The organism is Humibacillus xanthopallidus (assembly GCF_006717145.1).
Taxonomy (GTDB): domain Bacteria; phylum Actinomycetota; class Actinomycetes; order Actinomycetales; family Dermatophilaceae; genus Humibacillus; species Humibacillus xanthopallidus.
On the sequence record NZ_VFQF01000001.1, the window covers coordinates 1,197,489 to 1,219,222 of the forward strand.

Sequence of the window (21,734 nt, forward strand, 5' to 3'; positions counted from 1 at the left end):
CGAACCAGGTCATCACCGCACCCTGGTGGCCGCGGTAGAGGGCCAGGATCGCGGCAACGGGCTCGTCGAGGATCTGCGGGTACTCGAACACCGAGCCAAGGACGGTGAAGCCGGCGGTCGCGAGGAGGGCGGCAAGCGCGAGGGCGGTGGCAGCGCGGCGGGCGTTCTGCGGGTCGAGCGCGGGTCTGTCGATGATGTGGGTGGTGGGCTTCGCTGGCGTGGACATGAGAGCTCCTGTGGGGGTGGCTGTAGGTGGGCGCAGTAAGCGGGGCTGTGGGGAGCGGCCGGAATGGACGGTCGCTGATCAGACCGCGTGGGCGGGGGCGCGGCCTCGGTACCAGGCGAGAGTGTCGCCGAGCGCCCCACGCAGCGGCGTTGCGGTGTCGCCGAAGGCGTGGCGGAACTTCGAGTCGTCGACAACCCACGGGTCGGTGAACTGGTAGAGCGTGTGGAGGTACTCGCGCATGGCGGGCTTGGCCACGCCTGTGGCACGGAGGGTGAGCCAGCCGGCGGCCATGAGGCGCGGCCTCATGCCGGCGTCGGTGTACACGATCGTGATGAGGGAGCGGGTGGTGGGTGCCCGGTCGACGGGGAGGTGCCAGATCTGACCGGGTGCTTCGGGACGGGTACCGAGGGTGACCAGCCCCGCGGCGACGTCCTCGGTGTAGGAGTAGCTGTGCGGCTGGTCGGGGTCGCCCATGACCTGGGCTGTCTTCCCGCGCAGGGCGGGCACGAAGACGGTCTCGCCGAGCGCGGAGCGCGTGGCTCCGGGTCCGAAGTAGTCGGACGCGCGGCCGATGGCGACCTCGACGTCACCGGCCGCGTCGGCGGCGAGGAGCTCCTCGGTCATGGCGGCGCGGGTGGCGGACTTCGTCGAGGTGGGGTTGGGTGCCATGGTCTCGACGAGCGGGGCACCGTTGGTCGGGCCGTAGGAGTAGAGGTTGTCGAGGACGACGAGCCGCGCTCTGGCATGGCGGGCGCCGGCGAGGACGCCGCGCTGCAGAGGCGGGAACTGCTCGGCCCAACGCTCGTAGTTGAGCGCGTTGAGGCAGAAGTAGACGGCGTCAGCACCCTCGCAGACGTCGGCGGTGAACTGGGGATCGGTGGCGTCGCCGCCGACGACCCGGGCTCCGGGGAAGGTGCCGCTGCCGTTGCGGTTGACCGCGATGACGTCGTGGCCTGCGGCGGCGAGGTGAGTGACGAGGGGGTGGCCAACCTGACCGGTTCCAAAGACGACGTGACGTGACATGGCTGGTCCTTCTGTGCGTGGGTGGGCGATGAGTGAGGGGGGCGGCGCGTGCAGCTCGGGTCGCGCCGGAGTCAGTCGGCGCGGCCGTGCAGGAGCGGCAGTACGGAGGTGAGGGCGGTGACGGTGATGGCTCCGGCAGCACCGAAGACGGTGAACTGGTCGTCCACCCGGACGCCGACGAGGGTGGTGAGGGTCCAGCCGAGCGCCCAGGCGAGGCTGAGGTACGCGGGCCAGACGTAGACCAGCCAGACCCGGGACCGGCCGTGCGAGCGGGGTTCGTTGCGTGCGAGCACGACGCTCTGGGCGAGGCCGACGGCGACGCCACAGATGAGGCCTTGGATGACGAGGTCGGTGAGCTCGGTGCCGTAGCCGACCGCGGTGGCGCCTGCTGCGAGGCCGACGCCGAGTCCCGCGGCGGTGGCGGCAGCCCACATGGCGGCGCCGCGGAGGCTGAGGCGTCGCCCGATGCCCTGGGCCGCACCGAGGACGGTGCCGGTGACCATCCCGCCGAGCAGGGCAGCGCGCACCGAGTCGACGGGGCCCACGAGCAGCATCGCGGCGAGCCCGCCCAGCGGGAACCCGGGGAACGAGATCATCCAGCGGAGGAACACGGCGCGGCCCGAGCGCCGCCGGCGAGCGTCCGGTGCAGGACGGGCGCTGGCGTTGTCGGTGGGGGCCGCGGGAGCGGGTGTGGACATGGGGGTCTCCTTCAGTGAGGGCGGCCGGGTCAGTGGGGTCAGTGGGGTCAGTGGGGTCAGTGGGGTCAGCGGGGTCAGTGGGGTCGCGCGGCGAGCCAGGAGGCGAGCAGCTGGTCGGGGTAGGTGGCGAGGTGGTCGCGCACGAGCGCGTCGAACAGGTCGCGGTCACCGTGAAGCTGCAGCTGCCCGAGTGCGACGAGCTGTCGGTCGCGCGGTTGGGTGGCTGTGTCGGCGGCCAGATCCATGAAGCCGCCGTCCTGGGTGAGGACGGCTGCCGCGACGAGGAGCGGGACGTTGGGCGGCTGAGCCCCGTCGCGTTCGTGTGCTGCACGCGCGATGACCTGGGCCTCGGCGTCCCGATCGTCGCCGACCAGTCGGAGAAGCAGGTGCTGATCGTCGTGAGCCATGATCTGAGGTTGCGCGCGACCGCTGACGAACCGCTGACGACGACTGACGCCTCCTCGGACGCCGCGGGCGGGCGGGCGCCGCGGCCGGCCGGGCGTCGCGGGCTCCGGGCAGTGCGGGCTCTGGGCACCGGAGGCCGGTGTCACTAGGCTGACCGCGTGCTCACCATCGCCGTCCTGGGCGAGGTCAAAGCCACTCGGGACGGCGTTCGGCTGCCACTCCCCTCCGGCAAGACCACGGACCTGCTGGTCCGGCTTGCGGTGCACCCTGGCGCCCCCGTGAGAGTCGACACCCTCATCGAGGACCTGTGGGGCGAACCCGTGGATCGCAACACCCTCCATTCGAAGGTCTCACAGCTCCGTCGCGCGCTCGGCGACAAGGACGCCGTCGTCAGCCGCGGGGACGCCTACCTGCTCGACGTGCCGGCAGACGATGTCGACGCCACGGCGGTGACCATGCGTGCACGGCAAGCCGACGCTGCGGCCAGGAGAGCGCGGCATGCTGAAGTCGTCAGCGCCGCCGCGGCAGGCCTCGCCTTGTTCCGCGGAGACCCGCTGGTCGGACAACGCGACTGGGCGGCACCTCTCCGAACCGCGCTCGCAGAGACCCGCTGGGGCCTCGTCGAACAGCTGATGGAATCGCGCGTCGCCCTCGGCGGTGGTGGGGAACTCGTCGCCGATCTCGAGCGCCTCGTGGACGAGCAACCGTTGCGGGAGCGGCTGTGGGTGGCTTTGATGACGGCGCTGTACCGAGCCGGCCGCCAAGCAGACGCGCTTGCGGCATACGGGAGGGCACGACGACACCTCGTCGAGGAGCTCGGGCTGGAACCGGGCCCGCAGCTGCGGGACCTCGAGGCCACGTTGCTTGCCCAGGACGCGGAGCTGCCCCGGTCTCGTGAGGACGTGACCGTCGCGCCGACGAACCTCCCCCGACCCCGCACACCACTCCTGGGCCGGGACCGTGACCTTCCCGAGGTGGCTGAGCTGCTCGGGCAGCCGGCCGTGGTGACGCTCGTCGGGCCGGCCGGAGTCGGCAAGACGCGACTCGCGGTCGAGGCTGGGCGAGCGGCTGCGCCGGCGGGTGGAGCGTGGATGGTGCGCCTCGACGCCCTGCCCGTCGGCGCGGGCGTCGGGGACCTCATTGAGGCCGTTGCCGGCGTGCTGCACGTCGTTCCCGAGGCCAGTGCGGTGCAGGACCGGCTACAAGGTGCACCCACCTTGGTCGTGTTCGACAGCTGCGAGCACGTGGCGACTGCCGCTGCGGAGCTTGTCGACTGGCTCCGGGACGCGGCGCCCCACGTGCGGGTCCTCGTGACCAGCCAGATGGCGCTCGGGGTCAGGGAGGAGGAAGTCGTCGAGGTGTTGCCGTTGCCGCTCGCAGTGGCCGTGGACCTTTTCGAGCAGCTCGTGGCACGCCAACAACGACGCCAGGCGTCCACACCGCACGACGGGGGGCGCGCAGCACAGGGACTCGACCGGGCTCTCGTGGAACGGGTCTGCGGCTCGCTCGACGGACTGCCCCTGGCTCTCGAGCTGGCAGCGGCGCGCGTGCGGTCGCTCCCGCTCGATGAGGTGGCCCGCAGACTCGACGACCGGTTCGGGCTACTGCGCGACCCGTCCCGTCCGGCCGACCGTCGGCACGCTCTCGAGGCAGCCCTGTCATGGAGCTACGACTTGTTGTTCCCCGACGACCAGCGAGCCCTCCAGGCGTTGTCCTGCTTCGCCGACGGTGCCACGCTGCCGGCCGCCGAGGCTGTGATGGCGGCGCTCGACGTGCCGTCCGTAGCGGTGCCCGACTCGCTCGCCCGGTTGGTGGAGCGCTCCCTGACGGTGCTGGACGCAGGTGTGTCCACGCCTCGGTACCGGCTGCTCGACAGCGTGCGAACGCACGCGCTTCAGCGCCTCGAGCGAGCCGGCGACCTCGATGCAGCCCGGCATGCGCATGCAACCTGGTACGCCGAGCAAGCGCAGGACTGCGCTGAGGAGATCCGCGGACCGGCGCAGCCGTCGTGGCTGGACTTCGTCAGGTCCGAACGCGCCGACGTCGACGCCGCGCTGGGGTGGGCGAGCACGCACGACGAGAGGGTCGGGGAACGGATCGCTGTCGGGCTGGGGTGGGCGTGGGCCGTGCTCGGTGATGGCGCTCCTGCGGCGAGTCGGCTCCGCTCAGCGGTCGGCCCGCGGTCAGTGCCCGGCCTGCGGGTGCGGTCTGCCTTGTCGGCGGCGTGGCTGGAGGCGTCGGCCGGCGACCTCAGTCTTGCGCACGAGGCCATCGAGATAGCGGCGGCAGCCCTCGCCGACCTTTCGCAGGAGGAGGGGCCCGAGGCGGGGTCTGCCGACGCCGGAGTCGGCCGCGGACTGGCAGATCTGGCGTGGACGCGTGCGATCGTGGCGATCCAGGACGGGCGCTCGGCCGACGTGCTGGCAGATGCGGCGGAGGCGCTGGCCGTCTACCGCGAGCTGGATTTGGGGTGGGAGTGCGGTGCGGCGCTGTTGCTGGTGGCGTACGGGTCGTTGATGGTGGGCGACACAACGGCCGCACGTGCTCATGCCTCATCGGCGATGAGGCTCATCGAGGACTCCGGGGATCTGTGGGGGCTGGTGCATGCGCGCGGCATCCTAGCCGGGGTGGCGGCCGGCGAGGGGCAGTTCGCCGAGGCGGCGGAGCTGTTCGGGGCGGCGGCCGGTGCGGCGTCGATGTTGGGTTTCGCTGGTCAGGCGGCTCTCCACCTGGCGTCGCGGGCGCGCATCCTGGTGGCGGTCGGTGACCCCGCTGCCAGTGACGCCGTGGATGGAGCCCTCGAAGCAGCGGCCACGGTGGGTGACGGCCGGCTGGCATCCGGGTTGCGGGTGCACGCCGCACAGCTGGCGCGTGCCGGTGGCGAGCAGCGGCACGCGCGTGAGCTGTTGCAGGCGAACGAGGAGTGGTTCCTGCGCCACGGGGGCGGGGACAGGGCAGGGGTGACGAGGGCTCTGCTGCTCTCGATGGGTGATGACGAGCAGGCCCTCACCGCGCTCCTTACCCGAGACCTGGATGCCGCCGCCCGACAGGTCGCGCTGGATGCCCTCGCGAGGCTGGCAGTGGAGGCCGGCGACGGAGGACGAGCAAGGGAGCGGGTTCGTGAAGCAGACGCGGTCGTGGTGCCGGCGCCAGACTTCGTCCTGCGGGTCGACCGTCCGGCCGGCTGACCCGGCGCCATCATCTGGGAGGTGCAGGACGTGCGGGCCCAAGCGCCGGAGCGCACAGCCGGGCATCTCAGCCCTACACAGGCAAGGCAACTGGCGCGAGCTGCTGTGCAGTCGAACGACCTGGAGGTGCCACTTCTCGAGGAGCTCACGGCTGCAGTTCCAGGTGCTTCAGAGCCGGTCGAGGGCTGCGAGGTATCGCTGCGTCATCCGGCCCTGCACTGCCCGACTGATGGGTCCGCCGAGCCTTGCCAGTTGCGAGGCCGGCCTGGAGACCGCTGTCACGGTGAACCGGATGTCTCCGTCGATGTCGTGGTCGAGAACGAACCGCTCTTCGCCGGACTCCGGATGCCCCTGAAGAGTGGCGTAGGCGAATCCCCGGCGCCGCGGCTCGTGCGCCACGGCCTAGCCCTATGGTGTAGCCGCTCCGTTGTGCGTGGCCCCACGGCCTGCGGGACGCTGAACGGCAGGCAAGGATGAGGCACTGAGCGACTACACGATTGCGCTCGACCTGGTCGAGAGACTTCGCAGCTGGGCGCCCGGCACTGACGACTACGCCTCCCTCGAGGCGGTAGAGGTGGTCACGCTCGACGGCGAGGTGGGCGTCGAACTTCGGTGGACCCGAAGTCCCGCTGGACGCAATCTGCGGCGATTCAGCCTGATCATGACGGTCGCGGAACTGCTCAACCGCGGGTACGGCGGCGTGGACCCTCTCGACCTAGCGACCGCCGACCTTCGTCTTGCTGTCCAAGAGCCGCACGCCGAGACGCACGAAGGTGTGCGGGAGATCTTTCGATCTATCCCGTGACCTGGGTGCACCGCCAGCCAGAGCGGATCGACCAACGGTGCTGAGGTGCAGTGCTTATAGATCACGCGAGGTCGGGCGCGAGTGGGTCGCCCTCAGAGCGACATCAGCGTGCGACGGGATCGGGACGCGCCTGCACACCGGTTCCGCCCGAACCGCCGTCCCGCTCATACCCGTTCGACGCGGTCGGCCTGTGGTCCTCGATCGCTCTGTCGCACCTGGTACCGGACCCGATCGCCCTGGTGCAGCGCCTCGGCGCCTCTGAGGACGGACACGTGCACGAACAGGTCCGCGCCTCCCGCGTCCGGGGCGATGAAGCCGAACCCCCGCTCTGCGTCGTAGCGCGCGACCACTCCCTCACCGCCTCGCGCCGGGACGTCGGATGCCTCCCGGTATGCCGGCCGAGCGCGGGTCGTCGACGTCGCGGGCGCGCCCCGCGGTGTCGACCTGCGCGCGAGGCGCACGTCGCGAGCCTGCGGGCCCTTCTCGCTCACGACGGTGTCGTACGTCACCCGGTCCCCCTCGCCCAGCTCGGGGAGCCCGTCGGCCAGCGCCCGGACGTGGACGAAGACATCGGGGCCGCCCGACTCGGGGGTGATGAACCCGAATCCCTTGTCCGCGTCGTACCAGGACACGGTGCCGTCTGCCCCGTCGGCTGCCATGGCCTGCTGGGCGGCCTGGGCTCCCAAGGGCAGCAGATGGTCAGCCTGCGGTCCCTTCTCCCCGTCGACCACGAGAAACGCCACCCGCTGGCCCTCCGAGACCACGCCGCCGGCCACGATGGCCGAACTATGCACGAAGATCTCGGCACCACCGCCGTCGGGCGTGATGAAGCCGTACCCCTTGGAAGGCTCGTACCAGGCGACGGTTCCGAGCACGCCCATCGGTGAATCGGAGGCTTGGTCGGCTGTGACCCGGACGCGTCGTGCCTGCGGGCCGCGGTCCCCCTCGCCGATCTCGAACTCGACCACCTGCCCCTCCCGGAGCAGCTTCATCGCGTCGTCGCTGACGATCTCGGACGCATGCACGTACAGGTCCTCTGACTCCTGCCCGAGGGCGATGAAGCCGAACCCCCGGTCGGCATCGAACCAGCGGACGGTTCCCTCGGTCACGGCGGACTCCTTGTCGAAGCTACGGTCGGTGTTCCCCCAGTGTCCCCGACGGGACTGCAACAAGCGCCCGGCGCCCGACAGTGCTCGCACTGCCGTGACAAGTGCCGCGACTGCGGTCTCGCCGGGACGGGCGCGGTGCTCGGTGTGGCGGGTGCGTGGTTTCTATCCGGGCGCGTCGTGTGGGTGAGTTCCGAGCAGGTGGTCGACGGCGACCTGGGTGTGGATGCGCATGCTGGTCGTCAGGGCGTCGTCGTCGGCGTAGAAGCCGGGGTTGTGGTTGGGGATGAGTCCGCGACCGTCCGGGCGCGCGGTGAGCGTCTGCCCGTCCACCGTCGTGTCCTGGACGCCGAAGTTCAGGTAGACCCCGCCGAACGCGTTCGTGAGCACCGACACGTCGTCGTAGCCCATGGCCGGTGGTACCTCGACGACGTTGTCGTCCCCGACGACGGCGCGGACGCTGGGCAGTGTGGCCTCGAGCCAAGCCTGCGTGTTGGTGACGGGGGGCACGTACTGGTCGTAGGTGATCTCAGCCGTGCAGCCGTACGCAGCAGCGTGGTGGTCCGCGAGTCGGCGCAGGTGGTCCTGCAGGAGGGCCATGTCCGCCTCCTCGATGCACCGGATCGTCCCCCAGAGGGTGACCTGCTGGCCGATGATGTTGAACCGCCCGACATCCTCGACGTGGCCGATGGAGACAGTCACCGCGTCATAGGCCGGAACCTGCCGGTAGAGCTGGCCCACGGCCGTGATCACGGCGGCAGCGGGTGGCATCGGGTCCAGGCCCATCCAGGGCAGCGAGGCGTGGACCTGCTGACCGGTGATGGTGATCCTGACGAGGCACGAGGCGGCGTACTGGTTGCCGGCGCGGTACCCCACCATGCCCTTGGGCAACGGTCCCACGTGCATCCCGAAGGCCATAGTAGGGCTCAGGTCGTCGAACACCCCCGAGTCGAGCATCGCCTGCGCGCCGCCGATCTCACCGACAGGTGGGCCTTCCTCGGCAGGCTGGAACACGAACAGCAGGCTGCCGGGTAGCTGCTCCCGCACCGCGCCGAGGGCACGTGCAGCCGCCAGCACGGTGGCGGTGTGACAGTCGTGACCACAGGCGTGTGCCACCGGGAACGGGCCGCCGGGATAGTGCTCGTCGACCACCCGGGAGGCGAAGTCGACGCCGGACGTCTCCTTGACCGGGAGCGCGTCCATGTCCGCTCGGAGCGCCACGACCCGGCCCCCGGGCAGCCCGCCCCGCAGGACGCCGACGACACCGTGCCCCGCGATCCCGGTGCGCACCTCGTCCATCCCCAGAGCGCGCAGACGCGCGGCGACGAACGCGGCCGTCTCGACCTCCCGGTTCGACAGCTCCGGATGCGCGTGCAGATGGTGCCGCCAGGCCACCAGGTCGGCCCGCGCCAGCTCGGCCTCGCGGTCAAGAGACTCCTGCAGAACAGACATCGAATGCCCTCCTCGCCGCGTCGACCGCCACATGGCGATTGAACACCACCCGCCGCACGGGCAGCAGGGACTTGGTCGTGGAGCACGTCGTCCACCCCGGATGTGGCACCCAGTGCGTGGCCGTCGGACCGCCGCCCGCACCCGCACTCGGGCATGGCCAGGCTCGCGGCAGCTGAGTGCGTTGGATTGAAGGCCGCCAACGCGGTCATACTTCACCCGTGGCGCGAGGATCGACGATTCCCGACCTGGCTCATGGATCCCCTCGCCGACCCCTGTTGGTTGTCGGTTAACGCATCCTGTGGGCGCTCACGGCAGCCGTCGTAGCGCTCGCGCGTGTGTCTCGCGCATCGTGGGGGTCGGCGGCACTCGATGCTGGAGGAGTGCCCGACCACTGGATACCGCAGACCGCGCTGCTCGTCGCCTTCGTGTTCGCCCTGTTCTTCCCCGCATTGGTACTGCCGGTCGGGTCTCTTCCAGCCGCACGGGAGCGAGACTGTCGGCTAGAGCTGCCGACGGTGATGGGCCGGCGGACGATGAACCTAGAGCGGGCGTCGGCATCCCGTCTGCTGATACCTGGGCGGGGATCGACGCTCGATGTTCTGGTGATCCGCAGCGGTTGGCGTGTCGTCATCGTGACGGCGACAGGTTCCGGCCCGTCGTCGTCGTTGGCCCCGTGTCTGCGCACGCTTTGGCGGGACACAGTTCGGAACGGGAGTCGGGTCTCCGCTTGGGCCAGGGGTTGCCTCGTGATTGCGCTCTGGAGCGTTGGTGCGCTTGTAGTAATGGGCCTCGTGGGCGATGCCGCAGGGGTGCTGTAAGGCGGCCTGGGCCCGACGAACGCCCCCGCCGCGGCAGGAGCGAGCACACACCGCCGGTGGCTGCTGAGATAGTCGGGATCATGGTGTCGTCCGTAGCGGTATTGTCCGACGTTCACGGCGTCCTGCCCGTCCTTGAGGCTGTGCTCGCCGATCCATCAGTTCGCGAGGCGGACCTCATCGTGGTCACCGGGGACATCGCTTCGGGCCCTCAACCGGTACCGGTGCTCGAGCGTTTGTGCGCCGAAGGCGAACGGGTTCAGATGGTCAAGGGCAACGCCGATCGTGAGCTGGTCGCGCTGCGCCGCGGCGAGCAGATCGAGCCGCCCGACGAGGTCACCCTGTGGGCCGCGGCGCAGTTGCGCGAGGAGCATGTGCAGCTCCTCGACGACCTTCCGCACCCGTTCGTAGTGACCGTGGACGGGTTCGGGCCGGTCGTGTTCTGCCACGGCAGCCCGCGCCGAGACGACGAGCTCGTTCTCGTGGACTCGCCGTTGAGCAGATGGGCAGCGGCCTTCGCCGAGCTGACCCCAGAGCACCGAACCGTCGTTTGCGGACACACCCACATGCCCTTCGTGCGCCTTGTCGATCGACGTCTGGTCATAAACCCAGGCAGCATCGGAATGCCTTACGGCCGCCCCGGCGGCAGCTGGGCGCTCCTGGAACACGGCAGCGTCTCGTTGCGGAACACTGAGCTGGACATCGACGCGGCCGTCGAGGCGGTGGCTAATGGCTCTGCCTACCCGCACCGACAGGCCTGGGCCGATGAATACCTCCGAGCTGTCAACAGCGACGCCGATGCGATCGCCGCCTTCACACCTGAAGGTGACCGGCCCGTCTGAGCCCAGAGGCCTTCAACCCTGCACGCTCGGCGGCATCACCGATCAACGCGCACGCCGCTGGCTAGGGTGACGCCCATGGGGGAGCACGACCGCGAGGCCAGGCTCGCGGCGGGGCCCCTTGAGTGGCACGAGCCAAGGTTCTCCGACGCACGGGTGGCCTGTGGTGCAAAGGTTGACGCATGATCCGTCAGTCGATGTCGGGGTCTGAAGTGCCAGTCTCGGTCGTGTACGGAACGTCCGTCGGCGGTGTGTGCCTCGACGCTGACCGGTTCGGTGGCAACCCCTTCGCCACGGCCCTGATCGGACTCGTCGCCTCCCAGGATCTGCCGTACAGGGAACTGCTTGGACGGCTGCGACGGCGGACCAGACGGGCGTCCGGCGGGGTGCAGGAACCCGAGCTCCACCTTCCTGAATCACTGGCCTCCTGGCAGCTGAACTTCACCGCCGTGACCAGCCAGCACACCCGCGCGGCGCTCATGCTGGTGGAGACTGCAATGCCGGAAACACGCTGCCTTGGGCTGATCCGGAGGACACTCGAACGATGGCCCACCGCAACTGGGTCTGCACCCCTACTCGGCACAGGTGGTCTCGACAGCGGCTACCGGACCGAACCGTCCGACGCACCTGCACGCGATGCGGCGAGACCGACCTCATCGAGCGCGACCTGCCCGGCCCTCAGCGGGGGAACGACGCCGGCCACTAGGGCATGTGACTGAACCCGTGCGGGGGTCACTGTCGGGAGGACCCGGATTGGGGCATCGCACTGAGGATGCCGGATTAACGCACGGGCAGCCCTCGGGTGGCGACGACGTCGCAGGCGTTTCATCGGGCGTCAAGGCTGTACCGCTCATCGGCAAGGTCGTGTCCGCCGAACGGCAGGTGCGGCAATCCGCGACACAGCAACCCGCGCGGTATGTCGGGGGCAGCAGCCCTTCTCCTGGCTCGTTCAGCGCTCCCAACGCGGCAAACCGGCAGCCACAGTCGAACGAGCGGAGCCGCCGTCGCGGCACGGGCGAGGGCCGGCCCGTGACGACTGAGTCGCGAAGAAGCGACACGGACACCTCGGACTCGTCAGCTGACTGCGTCCACGGCCAGAGTCTGGCGCTGTCGCAGGGCGTTCTTGCTGATGTCTCGGGACGGGCTAGAGGTACTGACCGGTGTTGGCCGTGGCGATGGAGCGGCCCGGCTCGGTGCCGTCCTTGCCCTTGATGAGGGTGCGGATGTAGACGATGCGCTCGCCCTTCTTGCCACTGATCCGCGCCCAGTCGTCGGGGTTGGTCGTGTTGGGCAGGTCCTCGTTCTCCTTGAACTCGTCGACGCAGCTGCTCATGAGGTGCTCGATCCGGATGCCCTTCTGGCCCGTCGTCAGGAAGTCCTTGATCGCGAGCTTCTTGGCGCGGTCGACGATGTTCTGGATCATCGCGCCCGAGTTGAAGTCCTTGAAGTAGAGGATCTCCTTGTCGCCACCCTGGTAGGTCACCTCGAGGAAGCGGTTCTCGTCCATCTCGGAGTACATCCGCTCGACAGCGGCCGTGATCATCGCCTCGATGGTGGCCTCACGGTCACCGCCGTGGACGGCGAGGTCGTGCTCGTGCAGGGGCAGGGTCTCGGTGAGGTACTTGCTGAAGATGTCGCGGGCGCTCTCGGCGTCGGGCCGCTCGATCTTGATCTTGGCGTCGAGGCGTCCCGGGCGCAGGATCGCGGGGTCGATCATGTCCTCGCGGTTCGAGGCCCCGATGACGATGACGTTGTCGAGCCGCTCGACGCCGTCGATCTCGGCGAGCAGCTGGGGCACGATCGTCGTCTCGACGTCGCTGGAGACGCCGGAGCCGCGGGTGCGGAAGAGCGAGTCCATCTCGTCAAAGAAGACGACGACGGGCGTGCCGTCTGAGGCCTTCTCGCGAGCGCGCTGGAAGATGAGCCGGATGTGCCGCTCGGTCTCGCCGACGTACTTGTTGAGCAGCTCGGGGCCCTTGATGTTGAGGAAGTAGCTCTTTTCGGTCTGCTTGCCCGTGCGCTCGGCCACCTTCCGGGCGAGCGACGCGGCCACAGCCTTGGCGATGAGCGTCTTGCCGCAGCCGGGGGGACCATAGAGCAGCACGCCCTTCGGCGGCTTGAGCGCGTGCTCCTTGTACAGCTCGGGGTGCAGGAACGGCAGCTCCACGGCATCGCGGATCTGCTCGATCTGACCGGCGAGGCCCCCGATGTCCTCGTAGGCGACGTCGGGCACCTCCTCGAGGACGAGCTCCTCGACCTCGAGCTTCGGGATGACCTCGTGGACGAAGTTGGACCTCGGGTCGAGCGTCAGCGAGTCGCCGACCCGGATGAGCTCGCCCAGCAGGGGGTTGGCGAGCCGGCAGACCCGCTCCTCGTCGCCGTGGGTCACGACGACGACCCGGTTGGCGTCGAGCTTGTCCTTGACGGTGACGACCTCGCCGACGCGCTCGAAGCCGTGCACCGAGACGACGTTGAGGGCCTCGTTGAGCATGACCTCGCGGCCGAGGCCGAGCTCGCCGACCTCGACGGACGGGCTCACGGCCACGCGCATCTTGCGGCCGCCCGTGAGGATGTCGACGGCGCCGTCCTCGGGTGCGTCCATGACGAGTCCGTAGGTGCTCGGCGGCTGTGCGAGGCGGTCGACCTCCTTCTTGAGGGTGACGATCTGCTCGCGGGCCTCCTTGAGCGTGCGCACGAGGCGCTCGTTCTGGGTCGACAGCGTCGACAGGCTCGTCTGCACGTGGGCGAGGCGGGCCTCGAGCTCACGCGTGCGCTGCGGTGAGACCCGCGCGGCATCGCGCAACGCCTCGACCTCGGAGCGCAGGGCGGCGAGCTCGCGCTCGCTCGTGCCGGGGCTCGGCGAGCCGGTGGTCTCGGAGCCGCCGGGGCCCCCGTGATTCCAGCTGCTGACGTCGTCTGACATCTCGGCCTCCTCATCCGTCACTCGCACACCGTGACGATTCGACCCTAACCCGAGGTCGTCAGTTGTCGTCGGACGTTTCAGTCAGTGATCGTCGGACACGGCGGATCGTCTTGTCGCTCTTGACTCGTTCGCCCATCGCCTCGGGTGTCCACGCGTCGTCGGGCACGTCGAGGGCGGCGAGCGAGCCGGGCTGCGTCGTCGGGGTGGACTCAGCAGCCGGTATGCCGTCCGTACCCACCGCGCCCCCCGCCGCCACGCCGACGGGGACGCCGTCCACCACCGGGTGGGAGCCCTTCGCGGGTCGCCGCGTGCGCTCCGGGGGCACGACTCCGGGCGCGAGGCGCCGGGTCGTGATGAGGAAGCCGGTGTGGCCGTGCATGCGGTGCTGCGGGCGCACCGCGAGACCCTCGAGGTGCCAACCGCGCACGAGCGACTCCCAGGCGCTGGGCTCCGTGAAGCCGCCGTGCAGGCGCATGCCCTCGGCGACGCGGCTCAGCTGGGTGGTCGTCGCGACGTAGCAGATGAGGACACCGCCGGGGATGAGCGCGTCGGCGACGGCCTCGAGGCACTCCCACGGGGCCAGCATGTCGAGCACGACGCGGTCGACCGTGCCCGGCGCGACCGTGGCCGGCAGGCTCTCGACGAGGTCGCCCACGGTCACCGTCCAGGCCGGGTGGTCGCCGCCGAAGAAGGCGCGGCCGTTGCCCTTGGCGATCTCGGCGAAGTCCTCGCGGCGCTCGAAGGAGAGCAGCCGCCCGTGCTCGCCGATCGCCCGGAGCAGTGACATCGAGAGCGCGCCGCTGCCCACGCCCGCCTCGACCACCGTCGCACCCGGGAAGATGTCGGCCATCTGCACGATCTGGCCGGCGTCCTTGGGATAGACGACCGCGGCCCCACGAGGCATCGACATGACGTAGTCGCTGAGCAGCGGTCGCAGGGCGAGGTACTCGACCCCCGCGGTGTTCGTCACGACCGAGCCGTCCGGCGCCCCGATGAGGTCGTCGTGACGCAGGAAGCCGCGATGGGTGTGGAACTCGCGCCCCGGCTCCAGGGTGATCGTGTGCAGCCGGCCCTTGGGGTCGGTCAGCTGGATTCGCTCGCCGACCTCGAACACACCGCGTCGGTTGTGGGCGCTCCCGGCGGGGATGGTCGGCGCGGCTTCGCTCATGGGAGCACAGTCTAGGAGGCCACCGGCGCCCCCTTCGCCACCCTGCGGACCGACGCCGCCTCGACCTCGTAGCGGCTCTGGCGCCCGGCCGGGCCGCCGTAGAAGCGCCGCCGCAGCGCCCCACCCACCTCGACGCCGTCGCCGGCAGCGAGGCGCAGTGCCGCGCGACGGGTGCGGGCGGTCCAGCACACGACGTCGATGGTGTCGACGGAGGGGCGTCGCACCTCGGCGCCCCCGGCGGCCCGCCGTGCCGCCGTGCCCTCGCGAGGGACGACGACCCTCAGCGTGACGATGACGTCGCCGCTCGGCAGCGTTCGCTCCTCCCCCGGTGCCGAGGCCCGGCCGCGCAGCGCGACCTCGTTGATCGCCGGTGGCCCGTCCGATTCGTCCTGCCGAACCCTGCCCATCTCGCCCACCCTTCCGGCTCGACCGTTGCGAGCCCTCCGGGACCAGCGTCGCCCGACAGCGCGGGTCGGTCGTGGCTCGCTTGCGAGTCTGTGGATGACGGTCCTGGGGTGCCAGGGAGGTGTGGACGGGCGGCGGGGACGTGGATCGGTCAGCGGCGCAGGTGCGCGCGGGTCGACGCAGGAGGTACGCGCAGGTCAGCGACGGCCGCGGCGGGCGAGCTGGGCGCCGACGACCGCGTTGATGCGGTCCGCCGTCGCGAGGCCGAGCACCGAGCGCGATGTCGAGTCGACGACGACGGCATACGAGAGGCTGCGCTCGCTCATGACCCGGATGAGGTCGGTGAGGACGTCGGTCACCGACACCCCCACGACCCAGGCGCCCGGTTGGGCGACCGTGACTGCTGAGAGGGTGGTGCGCGGACGCGCCTCCAGCGGAACGGCCTGTGCGGCGCCGGGTTCGACGACGCCGACGGGCCACCCCCGGTCGTCCGAGGTGACGAGCCAGACCCGGTCGTCAGCGGCCCGGCGGTCAGGGGTCGGCCGGAGGGCACCCGAGGCGAGCGCCGAGTCGGCCTGCGCCACGGTCGTGGTGGCCGGGAGCACGACGACGGGCTCGAGCACGTCCGCTGCCGGTTGCCTGGTGGCCTCGTGGATGCGCCCGGCCCGGATGGCACCGGTCGCGCCCTGCCAGAGGAAGGCCGCGATGACGATCGGGAAGACCATCCCGAAGGCGTCACCGGGCTGGCCGCGCAAGAACGGCAGGAGGACGAACCATGCGACGGTCGCAACCGCGACGGCGCGCCCCAGCCACCCGGCGACGACGAAGCCCGCGCCGCGCCGACCCGTCACCCGCCACACGAGTGCGCTGACAATCTGCCCCCCGTCGAGTGGAAGCCCCGGCAGCAGGTTGAAGACCCCGACGAAGAGGTTGGCCAGGGTGATGATCGACAGCAGGAGCAGCGCCGTGTCGTTCGTCGTCACGGACTGCAGCAGATAGCCGATGACGGCGAGGGCGAGGTTGGCGAGCGGCCCCACGACCGCGATGACGGCGGTCGTGCCGGGCGACGTGCGCGCCGAGTCGTAGACGGTGTGTCCACCCCAGACATCGGCGACGATGCGGTCGACGGGGTGCCCGCTCCAGCGGGCCGCGAGGGCGTGCGCCGCCTCGTGGACCAGCACGGAGAGCAGCAGCAGGAGCGCGTAGCCAGCGGCAGCGAGGTAGCCGTACTCCGGGCCGCGGTCAGGCTGCGCGAGGTTGGGTCCGAAGACGACGACGATGACGACGGCGATGACCGGCCACGATCGGCCGAGGTAGATCGGCGAGCCCGCGAGCGAACCGATCTGCCAGCCGTACGGCGACCGGCGACCGGCGGGTGTGGACATGCCCAGAGCGTATGCCTTCGGACTGTGGGGAGCGGTCGGGCGTTGTCGCCGCCGCGGCATACAGTCGCCCCATGGTCGCAGCCCTCTCCCCCAGCCGAGCCTCGGACTTCATGACGTGTCCGATGCTCTATCGCTTCAGGGTCATCGACAAGCTGCCGTCGCCACCGACCCAGGCCACGGCCAGGGGCACGCTCGTGCACGCGGTGCTCGAGCGGCTCTTCGACCTGCCCGCAACCGAGCGCACGATCGACGCGGCCGTCGGGCTCGTGCCCCAGGAGTGGGAGCGGCTCGCTGCGGAGGAGCCCGCGATGCTCGACCTGCTCACCGAGCACGACGGCAGCACGGACGCCTGGTTCTCCGGCGCGCAGGCGCTGCTCGAGACGTGGTTCGGGCTCGAGGACCCGACCCGGCTCGAGCCCGCAGAGCGCGAGCTCTACGTCGAGACCGAGATCGACGGCCTCGTGCTGCGCGGCTACGTCGACCGTCTCGACGTCGCCCCCGGCGGTGCCATGCGGGTCGTCGACTACAAGACGGGGCGCTCCCCCTCGGAGCACTTCGAGGCCAAGGCGCTCTTCCAGATGAAGTTCTACGCGCTCGTCCTGTGGCGACTGCGCGGCGAGATCCCGCGGCGGCTCCAGCTGGTCTACCTCGGCAACAGCGAGATCGTCGCCTACGAGCCTGACGAGCAGGACCTCCTCGGCACCGAGCGCAAGGTCAAGGCCCTATGGGCCGCGATCGAGCGGGCCGCGACCACCGGTGACTGGCGACCCAGCCCGAGTCGCCTCTGTGACTGGTGCGACCACAAGGCCCTCTGTCCGGCGTGGGGCGGCACTCCTCCCCCGCTCCCCGACGACGCGGCCCGGCGAGCCATCGACCCGACGGTCACCGGCCAGGTCGAGATCGACGACTGACACCCGGCGCGCGGCCACCGATCGCTCAGAAATCTCCCAGAGCCACCCGGCAGGCTCGAGGTGGTTGCCGCCGGCAGCTGTCTGGTCCGTCCCGCGGTCTCTCGCGGGCAACGAGGGAGAATGAGTCATGTGCGGCATCGCTGGTTACGTCGGCCTCGAGGCCGATCCGGACCTCCTGCGACGGATGAACCTCGCCCAACGCCACCGAGGGCCTGACGCCCACGGCACCTTCGTCGACCGCACCGTCGGACTGGCCCACCAGCGGCTCTCGGTCATCGACGCCGAGGGCGGACGCCAGCCGATGACTACCGCCGACGGCCGGTTCACGCTCGTCTACAACGGTGAGGTCTACAACTACCCGGACCTGCGGGAGGAGCTCGTCGCCCTCGGGCGCACCTTCGTCACCGACAGCGACACGGAGGTCGTCCTCCAGGCGTATGCCGAGTGGGGCCCCGACGCCTTCGACCGGTTCAACGGCATGTTCGGCCTCGCCGTGTGGGACCGCGACGGGCAGACGCTCGTGCTGGCGCGTGACCACTTCGGCATCAAGCCGCTCTACCTGGCCCGCGTGCCCGGCGCCGCCCCCGACGACGACGTGTGGCTCTTCGCGAGCGAGATCCGTCCGCTGCTCGCCACCGGCCTGATCGAGGCCCGGCCCGACGAGCAGACCCTCTACCGCTACCTCCGCTTCCGCATCCACGACGACGGCCGCGAGACCTTCTTCGACGGCATCGAGCGGCTGCTGCCGGGCGAGATGATGACGATCGGGCCAGCCGGCGTCGAGCGACGCGCGTTCACCTCGCTCCGCGAGGACCTGCTGGCCGCCGTGCTCACCCGGCCCCACTACGACGAGTCCGTCGTCACCGACTTCCGCGACGTGCTGACCCGAGCCGTCCGGATGCGCCTGCGCTCCGACGTGCCGGTCGGCACCTCCCTGTCAGGCGGGCTCGACAGCTCGGCCGTCGTCGCCCTCATCGACGAGCTCCTGCCCGAAGCGGCGGCCCAGTCGGTCGGGCCCCGGCAGAACACCTTCTCGGCCGTCTTCAGCGGCTATCGCAACGACGAGGAGCGCTGGGTCGACGACGCGCTCGCTGGCCGCGAGTCACGGGTCGACGGGCACAAGGTGCGGCCCGGGTCGGCCGACCTCGTCGCCGACCTCACCGACTTCGTGCGCACCCAGGAGGAGCCGGTCATCTCGTCCGGTCCCTACGCGCAGTACTGCGTGATGCGCGAGGCGAGCCGGCACGTCACCGTCATGCTCGACGGCCAGGGCGCCGACGAGCTGCTCGCCGGCTACGTGCCGCAGCTCGTCGTGCACCTGCGGCGCCTCGTCGAGCAGGACCGCCGCGCCGGCCTGCGCGAGGCCGCGGCCCAGCGTGACGTGCTCGCCGGACTGGCCAAGGGTCGGGTGCGCGGGCGTCTCCTCGCTGCGCTGCCCACCCGCGGGCGTGGGGGGGTGACCTCGTTGCTGCGCCCCGCCTTCGTCGCAGCCCACCGCGAGCAGCAGTATGCCGTGCCCACCTCGACCCTGCGCGAGCGCCTCGTGCACGACCTGTTCGAGGGGTCACTCCCGGCGCTGCTGCGCTACGAGGACAAGAACGCGATGCGCTTCTCCCTCGAAGGTCGCGTGCCCTTCCTCGACCTCGACCTCGTGCGCTTCGTCTTCGCCCAGCCCGACGACGCCGTCATCGGGGGCGGGTGGAACAAGCGGATGCTGCGTGACGCAGTCAGCGAGCTGCTGCCGACGTCGATCACGCGGCGCCGCAACAAGATCGGCTTCACGACGCCCCAGAACGAGTGGTTCCACGAGCTGCGCGAGCAGATCTATGCCGTCTTCCTCTCCGAGTCGTTCGCGCGCCGACCCTACTTCGACCGCACCGAGGTGCTCGGCGCCTTCGAGGCGTGGCTGAGCGGCACGGGCGGCCACGACTCGATGGTCTTCTGGCGCATCCTCAACGTCGAGCTGTGGCTGCGCGAGTTCATCGATGCGCCGGCGGAGGCCACGGCCGATGCCGTCCCGGCCGGGCGTCCGACGACTGCCGACCCCGCAGAGCCCCGCACGCAGCGCTACCAGCCGAACCCCGGCAAGCAGCTCGACCTCGTCCTGCCGGGCGGGGGGTCGGTCCGCCGCTACCCGGTGACGACCTCTCGCTTCACCGAGGACGACGACCTCCACGCGACGGTCCTTCGTCACCTCGAGCCGTTCGTCGCAGGCCTGCCCCGGGCCGGTTCGGAGCACGGGTCGGTCGTCGGCACGCCGTGGTACCTCTTCGTGTCGGAGAAGATCGTGGCGACGACCCAGCACCGGTCGCACTACCTGTGGGACATCGACGTCAAGCCCTCCGCACGCCTGCTGAGCAGGTATGTCACCCGTACCCCGGCCGGCATCGGGCTGGGCTCGCCCTTCACGATGCAGCTCGCGATCGACGAGGCCGGTCTCCCGCGGATCCTCTTCGCCTCGGCGGCGGCGGCGGCAGGGCGCCTCGTCGGCCGTCGCGGGCTCTTCTACGACCTCGTCGGCAGCGACGTGCGCGCCATCGACGGTCCGACCGAGTACTCCGTGCCTCCGGCCAACATGTCGGCGAAGCTCGCACCGGCCGACCCCGTCGCCGCTGCGACGGCGCTGTCCCGGGCAGTCCGAGACGCGCTGCCGGAGCCGTTCCGGTCGAGCTTCCGGGGCACGGTCGTCATCGATGCCAACGACCTCGGCTGCAACGTGCTCGGCACCGACGCGCCGGGGCCGTGGGCCAGGTACGAGCAGATGTTCGCCGACAACCCGCTGGGCCAGGGCACCGAGCAGACGCCGCTCGCGGTCGTCGCCGTCGTCGATGGGCTCGATGGGCTCGACCCGTCCACCGAGGGCGGCAGGCCCTCAGCAGCGGACCTCGAGCGCGCTGCCCGGCACGGGGTCGCGAAGCGCGCGCGCCGCACCCCGTCGGGGGGTGTCCGCACCCGGACACCCGACCCGACGGCATACCTCAGGCGGTGAACTCGTCGGCGACGGTGAGGGCCTCGTCGAGGATGTCGAGGCCCTCACGCGCCTCGTCCGGCGTCGTCGTGCACGGCGGCACGACGTGCGTCCGGTTGAAGTGGGTGAAGGGCCAGAGGCCGCGCTCCTTGCACGCCGCCGCGAAGGCGAGCATCGGCTTGGCGGCCTCGCCCGCGGCGTTGTAGGGCACGAGGGGCTCGCGCGTCTCGCGGTCACGCACGAGCTCGACGGCCCAGAAGACGCCGAGACCGCGCACGTCACCGACGCTCGGGTGCTTTGAGGCGATCTCGCGCAGGCGCGGCCCGATGACGTCCGTGCCGAGCAGGCGGGCGTTCTCGATGATGCCCTCGTCGTGGAACGCGTTGATCGACGCGACCGCCGAGGCGCACGCCAACGGGTGACCCGAGTAGGTCAGCCCACCCGGGAAGGCGCGCTGGTCGAAGGTCGCGCGGATCTCGTCCGAGATGATGACCCCGCCGAGCGGCACGTAGCCCGAGTTGACGCCCTTGGCGAAGGTGATGAGGTCCGGGCGCACGCCCCAGTGGTCGACGGCGAACCACTCGCCGCAGCGGCCGAACCCGGCCATGACCTCGTCGGCGATGAGCACGATGCCGTGCTCGTCGCAGAGGTCGCGCACGCCCTGGAGGTAGCCGTCCGGGGGGACGAGGATGCCGTTGGTGCCGACGACCGTCTCGAGGATGATCGCCGCGATCGTGTGGGCGCCCTCGACCATGATCGTGTCGCGCAGGTGCTGCAAAGCACGGTCGCGCTCCTGCTCCTCGGTCTCGGAGTAGAAGGCCGAGCGGTAGGTGTAGGGGCCCCAGAAGTGCACGATGCCCGACTGGCCGGGCTCCGACGGCCACCGCCGCGGGTCGCCGGTCAGCGTGATCGCTGCCGCCGTCGCGCCGTGGTAGCTGCGATAGGTCGCCATGACCTTGTGGCGGCCGGTGTGCAGGCGCGCCATCCGGATGGCGTTCTCGTTGGCCTCGGCTCCGCCGTTGGTGAAGAAGACCGCCGACAGCCCCTCGGGCGCCACCTCGGTGATGAGCCGGGCGGCCTCGCTGCGCGCGTCGTTGGCGAACGACGGCTGGATCGTGGCGAGCCGGGCCGCCTGCTCCTGGATCGCCGCGACGACCTTCGGGTGGTTGTAGCCGATGTTGACGTTGACGAGCTGACTGCTGAAATCGAGGTAGCGCTTGTCCTGGTAGTCCCAGAAGAACGAGCCCTCTGCCCGGGCGATGGGCAGCGGGTCGATGAGGCCCTGGGCGGACCAGGAGTGGAAGACGTGCTCGCGGTCGAGCGTGCGCACCTGCTGCTCGCTCATCCCGTCGAGGAGGCCCGCGACGACGGTGCGCTGGTCGAGGTCGGTCAGATCTGTCATGGCTGGATCCTGCTC

Annotated in this window: 16 protein-coding genes; 5 read left to right on the top strand and 11 right to left on the bottom strand. The window is 70.6% G+C overall.

What is annotated here, in order from left to right; translation table 11 throughout:
* Positions 1–304 precede the first annotated feature (304 nt).
* The 3 genes from FHX52_RS05405 to FHX52_RS23750 form a co-directional block, all read right to left on the bottom strand.
* A complete protein-coding gene (locus FHX52_RS05405; RefSeq protein WP_141820598.1) occupies positions 305–1,249 on the bottom strand; it encodes an NAD-dependent epimerase/dehydratase family protein in 945 nt (314 codons plus the stop codon).
* 71 nt (positions 1,250–1,320) lie between these two features.
* Positions 1,321–1,947, bottom strand: a complete 627-nt coding sequence (locus FHX52_RS05410) for a hypothetical protein (protein WP_141820600.1) — start codon at positions 1,945–1,947, stop codon at positions 1,321–1,323.
* A 74-nt stretch (positions 1,948–2,021) separates the two neighbouring features.
* Positions 2,022–2,354: a hypothetical protein gene (locus FHX52_RS23750; RefSeq protein ID WP_185747091.1), complete on the bottom strand. Its 333-nt coding sequence runs from the start codon at positions 2,352–2,354 to the stop codon at positions 2,022–2,024.
* Positions 2,355–2,510: 156 nt separating this feature from the next.
* Between FHX52_RS23750 and FHX52_RS05420 the strand changes: the two genes are divergently transcribed.
* Positions 2,511–5,540, top strand: coding sequence for an AfsR/SARP family transcriptional regulator (locus tag FHX52_RS05420; RefSeq protein WP_141820604.1), 3,030 nt, complete (start codon positions 2,511–2,513; stop codon positions 5,538–5,540).
* Between the two features lie 168 nt (positions 5,541–5,708).
* Here FHX52_RS05420 and FHX52_RS05425 read toward each other — a convergent pair whose 3' ends face one another.
* Positions 5,709–5,939, bottom strand: coding sequence for a DUF1990 family protein (locus FHX52_RS05425; RefSeq protein WP_141820606.1), 231 nt, complete (start codon positions 5,937–5,939; stop codon positions 5,709–5,711).
* Between the two features lie 175 nt (positions 5,940–6,114).
* On the opposite strand from FHX52_RS05425, the gene FHX52_RS05430 reads away from it, so the two are divergent.
* On the top strand, positions 6,115–6,345 hold the full coding sequence (locus FHX52_RS05430; protein ID WP_141820609.1) for a hypothetical protein: 231 nt from the start codon (positions 6,115–6,117) through the stop codon (positions 6,343–6,345).
* A 164-nt stretch (positions 6,346–6,509) separates the two neighbouring features.
* Here the strand turns inward: FHX52_RS05430 and FHX52_RS05435 are convergent, their stop codons facing one another.
* Together FHX52_RS05435 and FHX52_RS05440 are read right to left on the bottom strand one after the other, a co-directional pair.
* Positions 6,510–7,454: a cold-shock protein gene (locus tag FHX52_RS05435; RefSeq protein WP_141820611.1), complete on the bottom strand. Its 945-nt coding sequence runs from the start codon at positions 7,452–7,454 to the stop codon at positions 6,510–6,512.
* 162 nt (positions 7,455–7,616) lie between these two features.
* Positions 7,617–8,903: a M20 metallopeptidase family protein gene (locus FHX52_RS05440; protein ID WP_141820613.1), complete on the bottom strand. Its 1,287-nt coding sequence runs from the start codon at positions 8,901–8,903 to the stop codon at positions 7,617–7,619.
* Between the two features lie 874 nt (positions 8,904–9,777).
* On the opposite strand from FHX52_RS05440, the gene FHX52_RS05445 reads away from it, so the two are divergent.
* Positions 9,778–10,560, top strand: a complete 783-nt coding sequence (locus FHX52_RS05445) for a metallophosphoesterase family protein (protein ID WP_246069626.1) — start codon at positions 9,778–9,780, stop codon at positions 10,558–10,560.
* A gap of 1,141 nt (positions 10,561–11,701) precedes the next feature.
* Here the strand turns inward: FHX52_RS05445 and arc are convergent.
* From arc to FHX52_RS05465, 4 genes are all read right to left on the bottom strand, one after another.
* On the bottom strand, positions 11,702–13,480 hold the full coding sequence (gene arc, locus FHX52_RS05450) for a proteasome ATPase (RefSeq protein WP_221630498.1): 1,779 nt from the start codon (positions 13,478–13,480) through the stop codon (positions 11,702–11,704).
* A 58-nt stretch (positions 13,481–13,538) separates the two neighbouring features.
* Positions 13,539–14,648: a tRNA (adenine-N1)-methyltransferase gene (locus FHX52_RS05455; protein ID WP_141820615.1), complete on the bottom strand. Its 1,110-nt coding sequence runs from the start codon at positions 14,646–14,648 to the stop codon at positions 13,539–13,541.
* A gap of 11 nt (positions 14,649–14,659) precedes the next feature.
* Positions 14,660–15,055 carry a single-stranded DNA-binding protein gene (locus tag FHX52_RS05460; protein ID WP_141820617.1) on the bottom strand — a complete coding sequence of 132 codons (396 nt, stop codon included), beginning with the start codon at positions 15,053–15,055 and terminating at the stop codon, positions 14,660–14,662.
* 195 nt (positions 15,056–15,250) lie between these two features.
* On the bottom strand, positions 15,251–16,438 hold the full coding sequence (locus FHX52_RS05465) for a site-2 protease family protein (protein WP_141820619.1): 1,188 nt from the start codon (positions 16,436–16,438) through the stop codon (positions 15,251–15,253).
* Positions 16,439–16,509: 71 nt separating this feature from the next.
* Here FHX52_RS05465 and FHX52_RS05470 point away from each other — a divergent pair, with 71 nt between their 5' ends.
* Positions 16,510–17,349: a RecB family exonuclease gene (locus FHX52_RS05470; protein ID WP_141820621.1), complete on the top strand. Its 840-nt coding sequence runs from the start codon at positions 16,510–16,512 to the stop codon at positions 17,347–17,349.
* Positions 17,350–17,476: 127 nt separating this feature from the next.
* On the top strand, positions 17,477–20,338 hold the full coding sequence (gene asnB / locus FHX52_RS05475) for an asparagine synthase (glutamine-hydrolyzing) (protein WP_141820623.1): 2,862 nt from the start codon (positions 17,477–17,479) through the stop codon (positions 20,336–20,338).
* Here asnB and FHX52_RS05480 read toward each other — a convergent pair.
* The gene (locus FHX52_RS05480; RefSeq protein WP_425460085.1) at positions 20,328–21,719 is read right to left on the bottom strand and encodes an aspartate aminotransferase family protein; all 1,392 of its coding nucleotides are present in this window, start codon (positions 21,717–21,719) and stop codon (positions 20,328–20,330) included. The genes asnB and FHX52_RS05480 overlap by 11 nt on opposite strands.
* Between the last annotated feature and the right edge of the window lie 15 nt (positions 21,720–21,734).